This window comes from Streptomyces sp. B8-7 (assembly GCF_058833805.1).
Map to the genome: position 1 here is coordinate 346,704 of NZ_JBYRRL010000005.1, position 17,331 is coordinate 364,034.

A 17,331-nucleotide genomic window follows, 5' to 3' on the forward strand; every position below is an offset into this window, starting at 1 on the left:
GCATGAACGAGGGCAGGCCCACACAGGACCCTCCGAGCCGGCCGGCCGCGACGTCGGAAGGCGACTTCGAACCGGAGCGCCCGGCACCCTCGGGCGCCCCGGCACCCGAGGGTGCGGCCCCCGGCACGGCACGCGCGGCGGACCCCGCGGCGCCCGCGGGGGCCACCGGGAGGACCGGGGCAGCAGGCCCGGCCGAGCGGCGGGCAGAGGCCACACCCGCAGAGGCGACACCCCCGGTGCCCGGGACCACGCCCGCCGACTCCACGGCCGCGACGGCCGCGACGGGCACCGCCCCCGGTCAGCCCGGGGCGGCGGCCTCCGCGCCCGGCCCCGCCCTCCAGGCGGACGCCGACGCAGGGTCCGGCCCCGCCGACGCCGGCTCCGGCATGCCCTCCGGCGGCGGGGACTTCCCTCTGCGGCGGCCCGAGCAACCCGTCCCGGCCGTCCCCGGGGCCGCAGCGTCGCGGCACGAGGCCGACGCACCGGCCGCGCAGCCCGGTGGACAGGAGCCGCCCTCGGCGCGCCCCGCCGGGCGGCTCAGCCCCTTGCACGAGCCCGACCCCTACGCCACGCCGCCCTACGGCGAGCCCGGCCCGTGGGCGCCCGCGCCGCCCGTCCAGCACCCGGCGACGACTCCGCCGCACGGCACGGCGATACCGGTGCCGCCGGTCCGGGACGGCGGCGCACCACCACCCCCGGCCGGGCTCCCCGACGACAGGCCCCGCGCCGGGACGCCCGACCCCGCGACGCCGCAAGCAGGCGAGCCGGACGGCGGCGGGCGGCAGCCGGCCGTCCCGCCGCAGGGCCCCGCACCGCACCCGGCCGGCGCGCCCACCGTGCCCGTGCCTCCCGGGGCCCCGCTGCCCGAGCCCGCACCGTACGGCGGCGGGGCGGCGGCCGTGCCCGCAGCGTCCGCAGCCGTGCCGCGGCAGCCGGTGCCGGAAGGCACGGGGCCCGACGGCACGGGGCCCGACGGCAGGCGGCCCGACGGCGTCCACGGCATGCCGCACGGCGGCGGCATGCCGCCCGCCGCGGCCGGAACCGGCGGCGACCCCTGGCAGCGCTACGACCCCTGGGCCGCCGCCCCTCTGCAGCAGACCGGAGAAGCGGTGCCCGGCGCGGCGCAGCGCAGGCGCCGCGGGAGGAGGGCGCTGGTCCTGGGCGCGGTCCTGATCGCGCTGGTGGCCGGAGGCACCGGCGGCGCCGTGGGGACGTATCTGGAGCGGCACGGCGGCCTCGGCCGCGTGGAACTGCCGCAGGCCGGGGCGGAGCCCGCCGGGCGGGACCCGGACAGTGTGGCCGGGATCGCGGCACGGGCCCTGCCCAGCGTGGTGACCCTGCACGTCAGCGGCCGGGAGCAGGCGGGCACGGGCACCGGCTTCGTGCTCGACGACCGCGGCCACATCCTCACCAACAACCATGTCGTCGAACCCGCCGGCGAGAACGGCCGCATCACCGTCACCTTCCACAGCGGGGACAGCGCCGAGGCCGAACTCGTCGGCGGCGACACCGGCTACGACCTGGCCGTCGTCAAGGTCAAGGGCGTCACGGGCCTGAGGCCCGCGCCGCTCGGCAACTCCGACAACGTCCAGGTCGGCGACCCGGTCGTGGCCATCGGCGCCCCCTTCGACCTGGCCGGCACGGTCACCTCCGGGATCATCAGCGCCAAGCAGCGCCCCATCACCGCCGGCGGCGAGAAGGGCGACGGCAGCGACATCTCCTACGTCGACGCCCTGCAGACCGACGCGCCCATCAACCCCGGCAACTCGGGCGGCCCGCTGCTCGACGCGCACGGCCGGGTGATCGGCATCAACTCCGCGATCCGCTCCGCCGACAGAGGGGCGGACTCCGGCGACGGGCAGGCCGGGTCCATCGGGCTCGGCTTCGCGATCCCCGTCAACCAGGGCAAGCGGGTCGCCGAGGAACTGATCAACACCGGCCGGGCCACCCACCCCGTGATCGGCGTCACCCTCGACATGGACTACACCGGCGACGGAGCCCGGATCGGGGCCGGAAGCAGCGGGGGCCGCGAGCCGGTCACCGCGGGCGGCCCCGGCGACCGGGCCGGCCTGGAGGCCGGTGACGTCGTCAGGGAGATCGACGGGCAGCGCGTCCACTCGGGTGAGGAACTGATCGTCAAGACCCGTTCCCACCGGCCCGGGGACCGGTTGGAGCTGGTCATCGAGCGGGACGGCGAGCGCCGCACGCTCTCTCTCGTGCTCGGCTCCTCGGACGAGAGGTGAGGCGCACGGCCCGCCGCGGCGGCGCGCCACGCCGTCCGGCGGGCCGGCCGGGAGAGCCCGGGCCGCCGGGCGAACGTCCGGGAGGGCGGCGGTGCCCGGACCGGTGCGGGCGCCGGACGGGCAGTGGGCAGGTACCGGTCGGACGGAAGGGACGGGTACCGTGGACCTGGCCCGGGACATCGCAAGGAGCTTCAGGTGTTCAATGACATAGGACCGCTAGAGCTGGTGACACTCGTCGTCCTCGCCGTGCTCGTCTTCGGTCCGGACAAGCTCCCCAAGGTCATCCAGGACGTGACGCGGACGATCCGCAAGATCCGCGAGTTCTCCGAGAGCGCCAAGCGGGACATCCGTGACGAACTCGGCCCCGAGTTCAAGGACTTCGAGTTCGAGGACCTCAACCCCAGGACGTTCATCCGCAAGCAGCTGGACGGCGACGAGCTGGGGCTGAAGGAGATCCGCAACGGCTTCGACTTCAAGAAGGAGATGGCCGACGTCACGGACGCCGTGCACGGCCGGGACGGCGAGGCGGCGTCCGGCCCCGCGGGCTCGTCCGGCGGCCGCGTCGACATGTCCAAGAAGCCCGGCCCGGGCGACGAGCGCCCGCCGTTCGACGCGGACGCCACCTGATCGGACGCGGGTCCGGCCGCCCCGCACCGCGGACCCGCCCCGCACCGCGGACCCGCCCCGCACCGTGAGGCCGCCCGGCCGCGGCAGCGCAGGGGCGCCGTTGCGGGCGTGAGTGCGCCCGGGGTGACGGCGTGCGCCCCCCGTGAGCGACCCACGCGGTCTGTGCTTTCCCGGCTGCCGTCGATGGTGTCGATATGCTGCCGAGTTGTTGTGCGGACCGGACGAGTACGCCCGAAGGGGGGCGGGCTGGGCCGGACGGTCCGACGAGAGCGAGGAGGCGTCCGGGAGCATGGAGACGACAAGTCGGGCGGTCGAGCAGGCACCGGCCGCGGAGGGCGAACAGCAGGTCCCCTCCGCACGGCGCACGGTCGACGGCTACCTGCGGGCGCCCTTCCCCTGGTACGGCCTCGACGAGGCGTTCGCGGGACCGCGCTGGCTGATGCAGGTCGGGACGGCCGCGGACGGGGCCGTGGAGCACGGGTCGATCGGGCACGGAGAGGAGCCCTCGGTCCGGGCGGATTCCGAGGACAGGGAGAAGTTCGCGGTCGTGGTGACGGTGGCGGCGAACCCGTCACGGCGCAGCGCGGACGGCACGGGCCTGCTGGAGGCCACCTCGGTGTCCTCGGCGGCCTGGCTGGCCGGAGTGGGGCTGCTGTCCTTCACCTGGCCCGGCCAGATGGACCACGCGCTGCGGGACGACTGGCTGGACCAGCAGACCGAGACCGCGTGGGAGCTGGCCGATGACCTCTCCGGTCCCGCCTGGTCCACGCTGTCGCTGCCGGTGGACGGGGTGCCCACGCCGTTCCACTACCGTGAGTCGGAGTTCGGCTGGGTGCTCGCCGGGCCGACCTCGCAGGGCGTCCACGTCGGGGCGTACGGCAGAGGGATGAGCGCCTACGGGCTGGGCTTCGCCATGATCAAGGACATTGCGGCGTACGCGTGAGGGACGCGGCGTACGCGTGGGGGAGGGGCGCCCGGCGGCGCCCCCTCCCGCTGCGGCACGGCCCCCGTCAGAACTTGTTCTTCGGGGTGATCCCCAGCGACAGGCCCGACAGGCCGCGCTGGCGGCCCCCGAGCTTGCCGGCGATGGCGCGCAGGGCCGCGCCGGCCGGGCTGTCCGGGTCGGACAGGACGACGGGCCTGCCGTCGTCGCCGCCCTCGCGCAGGCGGACGTCGATCGGGATGGAGCCCAGCACGGGGACGCTGGTGCCGGTGGTGCGGGTCAGGCCGTCGGCCACCGTCTGGCCGCCGCCGGTTCCGAAGACGTCGACCATCTCGTCGCAGTGCGGGCAGGGCAGGCCGGACATGTTCTCGACCACGCCGACGATCTTCTGGTGGGTCTGGACGGCGATCGAACCGGCCCGCTCGGCGACCTCGGCCGCCGCCTGCTGGGGGGTGGTGACGACCAGGATCTCCGCGTTCGGGACCAGCTGGGCCACCGAGATGGCGATGTCGCCGGTGCCCGGCGGCAGGTCCAGGAGCAGCACGTCCAGATCGCCCCAGTAGACGTCCGCGAGGAACTGCTGCAGGGCGCGGTGCAGCATGGGGCCGCGCCAGACGACCGGGGCGTTGCCGGGGGTGAACATGCCGATCGAGATGACCTTCACACCGTTCGCGGCCGGCGGCATGATCATGTTCTCGACCTGGGTGGGGCGGCCCTCGGCGCCCAGCATGCGCGGCACCGAGTGGCCGTAGATGTCGGCGTCGACGACACCGACCTTCAGGCCGTCGGCGGCCATCGCGGCGGCCAGGTTCACGGTCACCGAGGACTTGCCGACGCCGCCCTTGCCGGACGCGACCGCGTACACCCGGGTCAGGGAGCCCGGCTTGGCGAAGGGGACCTCGCGTTCGGTCTGGCCGCCGCGCAGTGCGGCCGCCAGTTCCTTGCGCTGCTCGTCGCTCATCACGTCGAGCGTGACGTCGACGCCGGTGACGCCCTCGACCCCGGCGACCGCATCCGTCACGCGCTGCGTGATGGTGTCGCGCATGGGGCAGCCGGAGACGGTCAGGTAGACGGTGACCGCGACCGCCCCGTCGGCGCCGATCTCCACCGACTTGACCATCCCGAGTTCCGTGATGGGCCGGTTGATCTCGGGGTCGTTGACTGTCGCCAGTGCCTCGCGCACCGCGTCTTCCGTAACCATAAGGACGATGGTACGGCGCGTTGGGCCCGCTCCGTGAAGGGCCGCTCACGGTCGTCTACATCACGCCGCGGGAGTGCTCCGGCGGGAATAACGGGTCGCCGGACGCCGGCCGGGCCGGGTGGCCGCGACGCGTTCACCGCGTCCCCGCCGCGACACGTTGTTCACCGTGTCCCCACCGCGACGCGTTCACCGCGTCCCCGCCGGGGCTCACCCCGTGTCCTCGCCGTGTCCGGGTCCGGTCCCCCGCCCGTGGCTCACTCCGTGTCGGCGTGGTACTCACTCCGCGTCGCCTCCGTGCGGCCTTCCCGCGCTCCCCCCCCCGTGCGGTGTCCGAGGACCGGGGCCGGGCGGAACCGTTCCGGCCGGTACGCTGCGACAGGTCGCTCAAGGACACCTCGGAAAGGCACCGCACCTGTGACTGCGCTTCCCCCGGGCCGTATCCGCCGCAGGGTCGCTCTGGTCGGCGCGGTGTGCGCGCTGGCCGTGACGGGCACGGGACTGACGGGGTGCGGCTCGGACCCGGACGCGGGCACGAACGGAGTGGGCAGACTGCCCCCGGCGAAGATCCAGTCCGAGACGCGGGCGGCGGCCGGCTCGGTGGACGCGGTGCGGCTGTCGGGGACGGTCGTCACCAGCGGTCGCACCTACGAACTGGACATGCGCCTGAAGGCGGACGGCGGCACCGGCTCCCTGACCGCGGACGGGGCGACCTTCCGGCTGCTCCGGATCGGCGACCAGCTGTTCCTCAAGGCGGACGCCGCGTTCTGGGGCCGTGCGGGCGACGGCGACGGCAAGGACGGCAAGGACGGCAAGGACGGCAAGGGCGGCAAGGGCGGCAAGGGCGGCAAGGGCGGCGACGGCGCGGCGGCGCGCAAGCTCGACGGCAAGTACGTGAAGGTGCCGCAGAGCGACCCGACCTTCCAGCGGTTCAGCGGGTTCACCGACAAGGACGTCCTGATGGACGGGCTGCTCACGCTGCACGGCGCGCTGGACACCGCCGGCCACCACGAGCAGGGCGGCGTGCGCACCATCCGCATCACCGGCGACCAGGGCTCCGGCGGCACCCTGGACGTGTCCCTGGAGGGCAAGCCGTACCCGCTGCGTCTGGTGCGCGGCGGCGGCGCGGGCACCCTGCGCTTCTCCGACTGGGGGAAGGACTTCGCGCTGAAGCAGCCTGCGAAGGACGAGACCGTGGACTACGGGCAGCAGCTGCCGACGTCGTAGCACCGGCGGGGCGGCCGTGGGCCGGGCGGGGACGCCGCCACGCGGGCCGGGCGCGGTCCGCTGCGGTCCGGCGGCGTCCCGGAGGGGCGGGGGGACTCGCGCGGCCGGCCACGACGGTGCCGCGGCCGGCCGACGTCCTGCCGCGGTACCCGCGGATGCCGCGGTACGTCCGGCGGAGCGTTCAGCGCCGGCGCCGCTTCAGCAGCAGGCGCGGCAGGGCCGCCGGGACCGGGCGGCGGGTCGTGGCGGGGGTGGGCGGCGGGGGCTCGGCGAGGGAGCCGTCCGGCAGCGGCGCGGTCGCCCCGGTGGGTTCCAGGCGCAGCACCCGGCACTCGCGGGCCCAGCGTTCGGTCATGGCCTCGCCGTCGGGGGCGTTCAGCCGCTTGCCCTTCAGTTCGGCGACGGTGGCCTGCCAGGCCTCCGAGCCCGGGGCGAGTTCCACCACCGTGGCGGACCAGGAGACGAGCCGGCCGCCCTTGTCCTTGCTGCGCACGGTGACCTCGGCGGTGGCACCGTCGACGAGCTGCGGCAGCGGCTGCTCACCCGGCCCGTCCCCGACGACGCAGGCCGCGCCCTCGTGCCAGAGGTGCCACAGGGCACGGGGGGCCGGGGCGGACGCACCGCGGACCCAGATGAGCCCGGACTTCTTGGTGGCCTCCTCGACGAGGGCCCGGTCGAGCAGCTCGCTTGTCATGCGCTCAGCCTATCGGGGTGGTCACAGCCAGCCGTTGCGCTTGAGGGTGCGGTGGATGCCGAGGCAGATGACGGCCGTGACGCCGAGGACCATCGGGTAGCCGAACCGCCAGTGCAGCTCGGGCATGTGCTCGAAGTTCATCCCGTACACACCGCAGACCATGGTCGGCACGGCGACGATGGCCGCCCACGAGGTGATCTTGCGCATGTCCTCGTTCTGCGCGACGGACGCCTGCGCCAGGTTGGCCTGGAGGATCGAGTTGAGCAGCTCGTCGAAGCCCGTGACCTGCTCCTGCACGCGGGCGAGGTGGTCGGCGACGTCCCGGAAGTACTTCTGGATGTCGGGGTCGACCAGCCGCATCGGCCGCTCGCTCAGCAGCTGCATGGGGCGCAGCAGCGGGGACACGGCCCGCTTGAACTCCAGCACCTGGCGCTTGAGCTGGTAGATGCGGCCCGCGTCGGTGCCGCGCGGGCTGCCCTTGCGGCCCGGCGAGAACACCTCCGTCTCCACCTCGTCGATGTCGTCCTGCACGGCGTCGGCGACCGCGATGTACCCGTCGACGACGTGGTCGGCGATGGCGTGGAGCACCGCGGAGGGGCCCTTGGTGAGCAGTTCCGGCTCGTCCTGGAGGCGGTGGCGCAGGGCGCGCAGGGAGCCCTGGCCGCCGTGCCGCACGGTGATGAAGAAGTCCCGCCCGGTGAAGCACATGACCTCGCCGGTCTCCACGATCTCGCTGGTGGCGGTGAGTTCGTCGTGGTCGAGGTAGTGGATGGTCTTGAACACGGTGAACAGGGAGTCGTCGTAGCGCTCCAGCTTGGGCCGCTGGTGGGCCTGCACGGCGTCCTCGACGGCCAGCGGGTGCAGTCCGAACTCGCTCGCGATACCGGCGAATTCGGCCTCGGTGGGCTCGTGCAGCCCGATCCACACGAATCCGCCGTCGCGGCGCACCTGGCGCATCGCCTCGTGCGGGCCGAGCTGCTTGCCGAACTCCACGCGGGTGCCGTCGCGGTAGACCGCGCAGTCGACGACGGCCGAGGGAGTGCCCGGGTCGCGGGTGGTGTCGTAGCCCGCGGCGTCCTTGCGCGGCGACGGCCGGGCCGCCAGACGGGCGGGGCGCACAACGGCACGCAGTTCGCGGATCATCGACATGGCGGGCTCCTTCGCTACAGACAGCGCACGGCGGCCGGCGACGGGTGGAACTGCCCGGAATGAGGACGTCCTGGCTCAAGGATGTTTGGCACGTCCACAAAGCGGGGAGCACCGCATCGTCGCGATGGCTGGCTTCGCTGCCGGTCAGATCAAGCAGATCGGACGGATCAGGCGGAACGAAACGAAGTGCTCTTCCGTGGGGACGCAGGGGAGCAGCGCTGCACAGCGGGGGAACCGGTTCGGGAGCCGGTGGGAGTTCAGCAGCTTCAGCGGCAGGAAGAGCGGGTGGTACTGCACGGTCGACTTCGGTCCATCGCAGCCCCACCTCCTCCGGCCGGTCCCTCGTGAGGGAGATCCATCGGCGCCGAGGCTGATCCGCGCCGCAGCTGCGTGCTGCCTCGACCGGCCAAGAGTATCAGCCGACTGAAGTGTCAAGGCGTCGCTTTGCCTTGTGCTGACGAGTTCTATGCTCGCCGCATGTCTGATGTGCTTCCTCTGGTCGAGGCCCGGTTGTGTACGGCGCTGGGCGAACCGGACGCCCGGGCGGCGGTCACCTTCCTCGGCACCGACCGTATCGAGGTGCTGCGCTTTCCCGGGGACGGCATCGTCCGCTACGCCACTCTGGGCATGTCCGCCCACCCCATGGCCGACCCCACGGCGATGCTCGCCGACCCCGTCAGGGGGCCGCGCGCCGAACTCGTGCTGACGGTGCGGACGGGCCGCGCCGACACCGGCAAGGTGCTCCGTCCGCTCGCCGTGCTCGGGGCGTCTCCGCAGGTGGAGGGTGTGGTCGTGGCGCCGGGTGCCTCGTTGGACGTGGGGGAGCCGCTGTGGCCCGGTGCTCCCTTCACGTCCGTCCTGGTCGCCGAGCCGGGCGGCCTGGTGGAGGATCTGGAGCTGGACGAGCCGCTGGACCCGGTCCGCTTCCTGCCGCTGCTTCCGATGACGCCGAACGAGGCCGCCTGGAAGCGGGTGCACGGGGCGGCCGCCCTTCAGGAGCGCTGGCTGGAGCACGGCACCGACCTGCGCGACCCGGGCCGCGGTGCGGTGCCGTTGGGGTGAGCCATCTCACCGGCGGGGCTCCGGTCCGGCTGCGCCGGACGACGGACCCGGCGCTCCCGAGGAGGGGTGATCGTCAACTCCGGACGGGTGATCGTCCTTGACGGGACGGTGCCGGGGTAGGACCGTGGAGCCCTATGAGGGGCGAACCCAGTTGCCCGAAGTGCGGTGGCCGGGTCAGGGCTCCCGGTCTCTTCGCCGATTCCTGGCAGTGCGACGTCCACGGCACGGTGCATCCGGTGCAGCCCGTGATCCCGCCGAGCGTCGAGGCACTCGGCGTGGTGGTGCACCGCACCAAGGTGCCCGTGTGGATGCCGTGGCCGCTGCCGGTCGGCTGGCTGTTCACGGGCGTGGCGAGTGCCGGTGACGACCGCGGTGGCGGTCGCGCGACGGCGGTGGCGTGCTCCGGTCCCGGCCCGCTCGGCGGGATGGGCGAGCTGATCCTGGTCGCGGAGGAGCTCGGCGTGGGTCTCGGCGCACGGTACGCCGGTATCGGCGGCCCCGACCCCGGACCGTATCTGGACGTGGAGAAGCCGCCGCAGGCGAAGGTGCTCGCGGCCGGGCGGCCCACGCCGCTGTGGCACGTCGCCGGCACCCCCGACGACCGGGCCGTCTTCGCGGGGGAGGCACTCGGGCTGTGGCTCTGGGCCGTGGTGTGGCCCGAGCAGTCGGGGCTGCTGATGTACGAGGACATGGTGCTGGCCGACCTGCGGGATGCCGGGGCCGAGGTGGAGCTGGTGCCCTGCGGGGCGTTGTCGCCGCGGCTGATGGAGCCGTAGCGGCGTCGCGTCGCGGCGGCACGGAGTGCGGGGGCCGGGCCGGCTGTGGGGGCCGCCGGGTGCCGTCCGGTGCCGCCGGACGGGGCGGTCGGGTCCCGCCGTCGGTTTCGCCCGTGGTCGGTTTCGTCCGTGGTCGGTTTCGTCCGTCATTCTGTCGTTTCCGTCGTCCGTCGTCCGTCGTCCGTCGTCCGTCGTCCGTCGTCCGTCGTCCGTCGTCCGTCGCCGGTCGTCCGTCGCCGGTCGTCCGTCGTCTGGGCGTCTGGGCGTCTGGCGTCTGTCGTCCGTCGGTGTCGTCGGTGTCGTCGGTGTCGTCGGTGTCTTCGGGGGACGGTGGCCGGGCTTCGGCGCCGGGTGTGGCCGTCGGGTGTGCCCGTCGGGTGTAAAGGGCGCTGCGGCCGTGCGGGTGTGACATGAGGGGGTGGCGGGCCGGTTATCCTTGGGTGTCCCCGTCCGCCCGCCACCGCCCTGGAGTCGCGTCGTGCGTATCGACCTGCACACCCACTCCACCGCGTCCGACGGCACGGACACCCCCGCGGAGCTGGTGCGACGCGCCGCCGCGGCCAGGCTGGACGTCATCGCGCTGACCGACCACGACACCACCCGGGGCCACGCCGAGGCCGTCGCCGCGCTGCCCGCCGGGCTCACGCTGGTCACCGGGGCCGAACTCTCCTGCCGCGTCGACGGCGTGAGCATGCACCTGCTGGCCTACCTGTTCGACCCCGAGGAGCCGGCGCTGCTCGCCGAGCGGGAGCTGGTGCGGGACGACCGGGTACCACGCGCCAAGGGCATGATCGCCAAGCTGAACGGCCTCGGTGTGCCGGTGACCTGGGAGCAGGTCGCGCGGATCGCGGGGGACGGTTCCGTGGGGCGTCCGCACCTGGCCACCGCCCTGGTCGAACTGGGTGTCGTGCCCACCGTGAGCGACGCGTTCACCGAGCAGTGGCTGGCCGACGGCGGCCGGGCGTTCGTCGAGAAGCACGAGACGGACCCCTTCGAGGCGATCCGGCTGGTCGGGAACGCCGGAGGGGTCACGGTGTTCGCGCACCCGGCCGCGGTCGAGCGAGGCCGGACGGTGCCGGAATCCACCATCGCGGCGCTCGCCGAGGCCGGTCTGGCCGGCATCGAGGTCGATCACATGGACCACGACCCGGACACCCGGGCCCGGTTGCGCGGACTGGCCGGGGAGCTGGGGCTGCTGGCCACCGGGTCCAGCGACTACCACGGCAGCCGCAAGACGGTCGCCCTCGGCGCGTTCACCACCGACCCCGAGGTGTACGGGGAGATCACCCGGCGTGCGACGGGCGCGTTCCCGGTCCCGGGTGCGGGCGGGCCCGGGGCCTGACCGCGCGAGGCCCCGCCTCCGACGCACGACCCGCACGTTCCCGTCCGCCGCCCCCGGCGCCCGTTCCCCTGCCCCGTTCCTCAGCAAGGCCTGTCTTCTCCCATGTTCGACGTCGCCGTCTTCGGCTCCCTGTTCCTGACCCTCTTCGTCATCATGGATCCCCCCGGGATCACCCCGATCTTCCTCGCGCTCACCGCGGGCCGCCCCGCGAAGGTGCAGAAGCGCATGGCGTTCCAGGCCGTGTGCGTGGCGGGCGGGGTGATCGCCGTGTTCGGCCTGCTCGGCCATCAGATCCTCGACTACCTGCATGTCTCCGTCCCCGCGCTGATGATCGCGGGCGGCCTGCTGCTCCTGCTCATCGCCCTCGACCTGCTCACCGGCAAGACGGACGAACCGAAGGCGACCAAGGACGTCAACGTCGCGCTCGTACCGCTGGGGATGCCCCTGCTGGCCGGGCCGGGCGCCATCGTGTCCGTGATCCTGGCCGTGCAGAAGGCCGACGGGGTGGCGACGCAGGTGTCGGTGTGGGCGGCGATCCTCGCCATCCATGTGGTGCTGTGGCTGGTGATGCGCTACTCGCTGCTGATCATCCGGGTCATCAAGGACGGCGGCGTGGTCCTCGTCACCCGGCTGGCGGGCATGATGCTGTCCGCGATCGCCGTGCAGCAGATCATCAACGGGGTCACGCAGGTGATCCGGGGCGCCTGAGCCCGCCCGTACAGACGGAGCCCCGTACGGCCTGGTTGCCGTACGGGGCTCCGGAGCGTGGTGGTCGGGACCCGCCGCTATGAGGCCGTGGTGTCGGCCGGGCGGATCCACAGGCGCTGTCCGATCGCGGCGGCCTGCTGAACGATCCGGTTGACGGAGGCGGCGTCCACGACGGTGCTGTCCACGGGCGTTCCGTCGACGTCGTCGAGTCGCATGATTTCGAAGCGCAAGGCTTCTCCCTTCGTCTGGTCATCCTCCTGCGGAGAATTGCTGCGTACACAGGGAGTCAACGACGTGCGTGTTACAAACATTCCCTACGCTAAAGAAATTTTTCGAACGACTAATTACTAGCGAGTAAGAGGTGTGCCCGGACCGAGGGGCAACGGTTGTGTTCGCAGTGTGACGGCCGGGACAATGGAGGCGATGAACGACGACGCCGCCGACCTCGCCCTCCTCGCCGCCCGCATCGACCGCACCAACGACCTCCTCCGGCGCATGCTGGCAGAGGTGGCGAAGACCCCCTCCACCCACGCGATCTTCGTCGACGCGGGATACCTGTACGCGGCCGCGGGGCGGCTCGTCGCCGGCACCGAGGACCGGCGCTCCTTCGAACTGGACGCCGAGGGGCTGATCGAGGCGCTGATCGACCGGGCCCGCTCCGTGTTCGCCGACAGCAGGCTGCTCCGCGTCTACTGGTACGACGGTGCCCGGCGCCGGATCCACACCGCCGAGCAGCAGTCCATCGCGGAACTCCCCGACGTCAAGGTCCGGCTGGGCAACCTCAACGCCAACAACCAGCAGAAGGGCGTCGACTCCCTGATCAGGACCGACCTGGAGTCCCTCGCCCGGCACCGCGCCATCAGCGACGCCGCTCTCCTCGGCGGTGACGAGGACCTGGTCTCCGCGGTCGAGGCGGCCCAGGGCTACGGTGCCCGGGTCCACCTGTGGGGCATCGAGGCGCCGGAGGGCCGCAACCAGGCCGAGCCGCTGCTCTGGGAGGTCGACAGCCAGCGCACCCTCGACCTCGACTTCTTCAAGCCCTACGTCAGCCGCCGTACCGTGCCCGTCTTCGAGCCCGGCGCCGCGCCCGCCGGGCGGCCCGGACGCGAGGAGGTCCGCTTCGTCGGCGCGCAGATCGCCGCGAGGTGGCTGGCCGAGCGGGGCCGGGACGCGCTGGCGGAGCTGCTGCCGGGGCATCCGTATCTGCCCGGGTCGGTCGACCAGGACCTGCTCGTCGAGGCAGAGAGCGTGCTCCAGTACTCCCTGCGCGGGCAGGCGGACCTGCGGCGGGTGCTGCGGGACGGCTTCTGGGAGCACGTGCAGACCCAGTACTGAGGACCTCCCCGGGTGGGCCGGGGCCGGTGGTGCGGTCGGTCCGGTGGCCGGTCCGGTGGCCGATCCGGTGGCCGGTCCGGTGGCCGATCCGGTGGCCGGTCCGGTGGCCGGTCCGGTCCGGTGGCGTGGTGGCGTGGTGGTCCGGCGCGCTGGCGGCCGTCAGGCGCGGTGCGGGTGGTCGTCCCAGAAGTCGGCCAGGGCCCGCGCGGTCGGCTCGGGCCGCTCCACGTTCGGCGAGTGCTCGGCGCCCTCGACGACGGTGCGGCGCGCGCCCAGCCGGACGGCCATCTCGTCCAGCAGCGGTACCGGCCAGGCGTCGTCCCTCGCGCCGGACAGCACATGCAGCGGCAGCCGGAGCGCGGCGAGCTCGGCGACGCGGTCGGGTTCCTCGCACAGCTGCTCGCCGGTGGCGCGGAGCTGCGCGGGCCGGTGTCCCAGCCAGCGGCGGCGCAGATGCTCCTCGTCGCCCACGCCCCGCGCGGGACCCCCGACGTCCTCCGGCGGGCCCATCGCCTGTATCGCCTCCCACACCTCCGCCATGGTCATCGCCGCGAGCGCCTCGCGCAGCAGCCGCACCCGCTCCTGCTGCGAGGCCGAGATGCTCGCCGGGCCGGAGGAGACGAGGCTGAGGGAGGTGAAGGGCGAGTCGTCCAGCAGCACGGCCGCGCGGGCGACCTGGCCGCCCATGGAGTGCCCGAGCAGATGCAGCGGGCCGTCCCGGTGGCCGCCGGTCAGTGCCGCCGCCTGGGCGAGGACGTCCCGGGCCAGCTCCCGCTGGGCGTACGCCGACTCGTCGTCGCACGGGCCCGCCGACTCGAACTGTCCGCGGCCGTCCACCGCGACCGTGCGGTAGCCGCGGGCCGCGAGCGGCTCATGGAGAAGGAGGAAGTCCTCCTTGCTGCCCGTGAAGCCCGGCAGCAGCAGGACCACGCCCCTGGCCGGGGCGCCGGTCGCGGCGCCGTGGTCGATCACCGCGAAGTCACCGCGGGCGGTGCCCAGGCGGTAGGCGCGGGCGCCCCGCGGCGGGGACAGGGAAGGAGGCTTGCTCACGGGGTGAGGGTAACGGGCGGCGGCCGGCGGAAGGCCGACGGGCCGGCCCCCGCGGGTGCGGGAACCGGCCCGTCGGACTCGGACGGACGAGCCGTCGGCGCGTTCCGCTCGGGTGCCCTTCGGCCCGTCACGGCCGGCGGTCGGCCGGCCCAGACCTTGTGCCGCCCTCCGTCAGCCCTCGGCGGGCTCGGCGGCTGCCGCGGCCTTGCGCGTGCGCCGCGTCCGCGGCTTCGCCTCGGCCGCCTCGTCGGCCTCCTGCCCGGCGGCCGCCTTGCGGGTGCGGCGCGGCCCCGTCTCGGCGGCTGCCGCCTCCTGTGTGGCCTGGGCCGGGATCCCGGCGGCGGGTGCCTCGGTGTCGGCCGCGGTGGCCGTGGTGGTGGCCTTGCGGGTGCGGCGCGTCCTGGGCTTGGCCTCGGTGCCCTCGGCCGTGGCGACGGCTTCGGCGGCCGCGGGGGCCGTGGTGGCCGTCGCGGTGGCCTTGCGGGTGCGCTTGGGCTTGGCTTCGGCGGTGTCGACCTCGGTCGTCGCCTCGGTCGCCTGGTCGGTCGCCTGGTCGGTCGCCGTGGCGGCCTTCTTCCGGGTGCGGCGCGGCTTGGTCTCCGCGGCTTCGGCGGTCTCCGCCGGGGCCGCGGCCGTCTTGCGGGTGCGCTTCGGCCTGATGGGCGCGTCCTCGGCCGTGGCGGGTGCCTCGGTGTCGGCCGCGGTGGCTGTGGTGGTGGCCGTGGTGGTGGCCTTGCGGGTGCGGCGCGTCCTGGGCTTGGCCTCGGTGCCCTCGGCCGTGGCGACGGCTTCGGCGGCCGCGGGGGCCGTGGCGGCCGTCGCGGTGGCCTTGCGGGTGCGCTTGGGCTTGGCTTCGGCGGTGTCGACCTCGGTCGTCGCCTCGGTCGTCGCCTCGGTCACCTGGTCGGTCGCCTGGTCGGTCGCCGTGGCGGCCTTCTTGCGGGTGCGGCGCGGCTTGGTGACGGCGGGGGCCGCCTCGGTCACCGGGTCCGTCACCAGGTCGGTCGCGGTGGCGCTCGCCTCGGTCGCCTCCGCCACCTGGACCGCTGCGGGAGCCGCTGCCGGGGTGGCCTCGGCGGCGGCCGGCGTCTGCTCGGCCGGCCGGCGCGTCCGGCGACGGCGCGGGTTCGCGAGGGTGTCCGGGGCCACCGCGGCCTCGGGCGCCTCGGCGAGGGCGGGACCTTCCGCGGTGTCGACCGCGGTCTCGGCCTCCACCGGTGCGGGCACGGCGGTCACCGGCGTGCCGGCGCCGCCACGGGTACGACGGCGACGGCGCGGGGTGCGCGGCCCGCCGTCCTCCTCGCCCACGGGTGCCGGGGCCGTCTCGGCGGGTGCGGCCGGAGCCGCCGCGCTGCCGTCGGACAGCTGGGCGCCGCCGCGGGTGCGGCGCCTGCGGCGCGGCGTACGGGGGGTCCGCTCGCGCTCGGCGGCCCGGGACTCGTCCCGTCCGCCGCGCCCGCCGCGACCACGCGGGCCGCGTCCGCCGGGCTCACCCAGGTCCTCCAGCTCCTCGGCCGCCAGCCCGGCGCGGGTGCGCTCCGAGCGGGGCAGCACACCCTTGGTGCCGGCCGGGATGCCGAGTTCCTCGAACAGGTGCGGGGACGTGGAGTACGTCTCGACCGGGTCGTTGAAGTCCAGCTCCAGCGCCTTGTTGATCAGCTGCCAGCGGGGGATGTCGTCCCAGTCGACGAACGTGATCGCCGTACCCGACGCGCCCGCGCGGCCGGTACGGCCGATGCGGTGCAGGTACGTTTTCTCGTCCTCGGGTGACTGGTAGTTGACGACGTGCGTGACGCCCTCGACGTCGATGCCGCGGGCGGCGACGTCGGTGCAGACGAGGACGTCGACCTTGCCGTTGCGGAAGGCGCGCAGCGCCTGCTCGCGGGCGCCCTGGCCGAGGTCGCCGTGCACGGCGCCGGAGGCGAAGCCGCGCCGCTGGAGCTGCTCGGCGATGTCGGCCGCGGTCCGCTTGGTCCGGCAGAACACCATGGCCAGCCCCCGGCCCTCCGCCTGGAGGATCCGGGCCACCATCTCGGGCTTGTCCATGGAGTGCGCCCGGTAGACGAACTGCTTGATGTTCTTCTGGGTGATGCCCTCGTCGGCCGGGTCCGAGGCGCGGATGTGGGTGGGCTGCGTCATGTAGCGGCGGGCCAGGCCGATCACCGCGCCGGGCATGGTCGCCGAGAACAGCATGGTCTGGCGCCGGGCCGGGAGCATGCCGATGATCTTCTCGACGTCGGGCAGGAAGCCCAGGTCGAGCATCTCGTCGGCCTCGTCCAGGACGAGGGACTTGACCCGGCTGAGGTCGAGCTTGCGCTGTCCGGCGAGGTCCAGCAGCCGGCCCGGGGTGCCGACGACGACGTCGACACCCTTCTTCAGGGCCTCGACCTGGGGCTCGTAGGCGCGGCCGCCGTAGATGGCGGTGACCCGCACGTTGCGCACCTTGCCGGCGGTGAGCAGGTCGTTGGTGACCTGTGTGCACAGCTCGCGGGTGGGCACGACGACAAGCGCCTGCGGGGCGTCGGTGAGGTCCTCGGGCCGGGCGCGCCCGGCCTCCACGTCGGCGGGGACGGTGACGCGTTCGAGGAGGGGGAGGCCGAAGCCGAGCGTCTTGCCGGTGCCGGTCTTGGCCTGTCCGATGACGTCCGTGCCGGAGAGGGCGACGGGGAGGGTCATCTCCTGGATGGGGAAGGGGGTGACGATGCCGACGGCTTCCAGGGCCTCGGCGGTCTCGGGGAGGATCCCGAGCTCTCGGAACGTCGTAGTCAGGGTGCTGCCTCTTCTGTGTGCGCGGCGCGAGGCGAGCGCGGGGGCCGGGTCTGACCGTGCCGGGGGGACGTCGGCGCGCCTCACGGGCTGGCCGTGGGGCACGGGACCGCTGCCGACGCTCTAGCGCTCGTACCGCTGAAGGTGTCCCCCTCCATACGCCGTACGCGCAGTGCCGTACGGTCGGGTGGGAGGGCTGTCGGGTCGGAGC

The 17,331-nt window shown here is 74.1% G+C and carries 15 protein-coding genes; 9 read left to right on the forward strand and 6 right to left on the reverse strand.

The genetic code is table 11. From position 1 onward, the window contains the following. The first annotated feature begins 236 nt into the window (after positions 1-236). From AC5K6T_RS25750 to AC5K6T_RS25760, 3 genes are all read left to right on the forward strand, one after another. On the forward strand, positions 237-2,243 hold the full coding sequence (locus AC5K6T_RS25750) for a S1C family serine protease (RefSeq protein WP_493212652.1): 2,007 nt from the start codon (positions 237-239) through the stop codon (positions 2,241-2,243). Positions 2,244-2,438: 195 nt separating this feature from the next. Next, positions 2,439-2,870, forward strand: coding sequence for a sec-independent translocase (locus AC5K6T_RS25755; protein ID WP_493212654.1), 432 nt, complete (start codon positions 2,439-2,441; stop codon positions 2,868-2,870). Between the two features lie 289 nt (positions 2,871-3,159). Continuing rightward, positions 3,160-3,813 carry a hypothetical protein gene (locus AC5K6T_RS25760; protein ID WP_493212656.1) on the forward strand — a complete coding sequence of 218 codons (654 nt, stop codon included), beginning with the start codon at positions 3,160-3,162 and terminating at the stop codon, positions 3,811-3,813. A gap of 67 nt (positions 3,814-3,880) precedes the next feature. Here the strand turns inward: AC5K6T_RS25760 and AC5K6T_RS25765 are convergent, their stop codons facing one another. Then, entirely contained in the window at positions 3,881-5,014 is a 1,134-nt protein-coding gene (locus AC5K6T_RS25765; protein WP_493212657.1) for an Mrp/NBP35 family ATP-binding protein, read from the reverse strand. Positions 5,015-5,428: 414 nt separating this feature from the next. On the opposite strand from AC5K6T_RS25765, the gene AC5K6T_RS25770 reads away from it, so the two are divergent. Then, positions 5,429-6,238 carry a hypothetical protein gene (locus AC5K6T_RS25770; protein WP_493212659.1) on the forward strand — a complete coding sequence of 270 codons (810 nt, stop codon included), beginning with the start codon at positions 5,429-5,431 and terminating at the stop codon, positions 6,236-6,238. A gap of 181 nt (positions 6,239-6,419) precedes the next feature. Here AC5K6T_RS25770 and AC5K6T_RS25775 read toward each other — a convergent pair whose 3' ends face one another. Both AC5K6T_RS25775 and AC5K6T_RS25780 read right to left on the reverse strand, forming a co-directional pair. Continuing rightward, positions 6,420-6,932 (reverse strand): hypothetical protein, encoded by a 513-nt coding sequence (locus AC5K6T_RS25775; RefSeq protein ID WP_493212661.1) that lies wholly within the window; start codon positions 6,930-6,932, stop codon positions 6,420-6,422. Between the two features lie 21 nt (positions 6,933-6,953). Next, positions 6,954-8,081 carry a magnesium and cobalt transport protein CorA gene (locus tag AC5K6T_RS25780; RefSeq protein ID WP_493212662.1) on the reverse strand — a complete coding sequence of 376 codons (1,128 nt, stop codon included), beginning with the start codon at positions 8,079-8,081 and terminating at the stop codon, positions 6,954-6,956. Between the two features lie 477 nt (positions 8,082-8,558). Here AC5K6T_RS25780 and AC5K6T_RS25785 point away from each other — a divergent pair, with 477 nt between their 5' ends. From AC5K6T_RS25785 to AC5K6T_RS25800, 4 genes are all read left to right on the forward strand, one after another. Further along, positions 8,559-9,143 carry a suppressor of fused domain protein gene (locus tag AC5K6T_RS25785; protein WP_493212664.1) on the forward strand — a complete coding sequence of 195 codons (585 nt, stop codon included), beginning with the start codon at positions 8,559-8,561 and terminating at the stop codon, positions 9,141-9,143. Between the two features lie 134 nt (positions 9,144-9,277). Beyond that, positions 9,278-9,919, forward strand: coding sequence for a DUF6758 family protein (locus tag AC5K6T_RS25790; RefSeq protein ID WP_493212666.1), 642 nt, complete (start codon positions 9,278-9,280; stop codon positions 9,917-9,919). 478 nt (positions 9,920-10,397) lie between these two features. After that, positions 10,398-11,261 carry a PHP domain-containing protein gene (locus AC5K6T_RS25795; RefSeq protein WP_493212668.1) on the forward strand — a complete coding sequence of 288 codons (864 nt, stop codon included), beginning with the start codon at positions 10,398-10,400 and terminating at the stop codon, positions 11,259-11,261. A 102-nt stretch (positions 11,262-11,363) separates the two neighbouring features. Next, positions 11,364-11,969, forward strand: a complete 606-nt coding sequence (locus tag AC5K6T_RS25800) for a MarC family protein (protein ID WP_493212669.1) — start codon at positions 11,364-11,366, stop codon at positions 11,967-11,969. A 77-nt stretch (positions 11,970-12,046) separates the two neighbouring features. Here the strand turns inward: AC5K6T_RS25800 and AC5K6T_RS25805 are convergent, their stop codons facing one another. Then, complete coding sequence (locus tag AC5K6T_RS25805; protein WP_020136747.1) at positions 12,047-12,199, reverse strand: DUF8834 family protein; 153 nt, start codon at positions 12,197-12,199, stop codon at positions 12,047-12,049. Between the two features lie 193 nt (positions 12,200-12,392). Here AC5K6T_RS25805 and AC5K6T_RS25810 point away from each other — a divergent pair, with 193 nt between their 5' ends. After that, the gene (locus AC5K6T_RS25810; RefSeq protein WP_493212671.1) at positions 12,393-13,304 is read left to right on the forward strand and encodes an NYN domain-containing protein; all 912 of its coding nucleotides are present in this window, start codon (positions 12,393-12,395) and stop codon (positions 13,302-13,304) included. 159 nt (positions 13,305-13,463) lie between these two features. Here AC5K6T_RS25810 and AC5K6T_RS25815 read toward each other — a convergent pair whose 3' ends face one another. Beyond that, positions 13,464-14,354 (reverse strand): alpha/beta fold hydrolase, encoded by an 891-nt coding sequence (locus AC5K6T_RS25815; protein WP_493212672.1) that lies wholly within the window; start codon positions 14,352-14,354, stop codon positions 13,464-13,466. Positions 14,355-14,525: 171 nt separating this feature from the next. Then, positions 14,526-17,030, reverse strand: coding sequence for a DEAD/DEAH box helicase (locus AC5K6T_RS25820; protein ID WP_493212674.1), 2,505 nt, complete (start codon positions 17,028-17,030; stop codon positions 14,526-14,528). Positions 17,031-17,331: the final 301 nt, after the last annotated feature.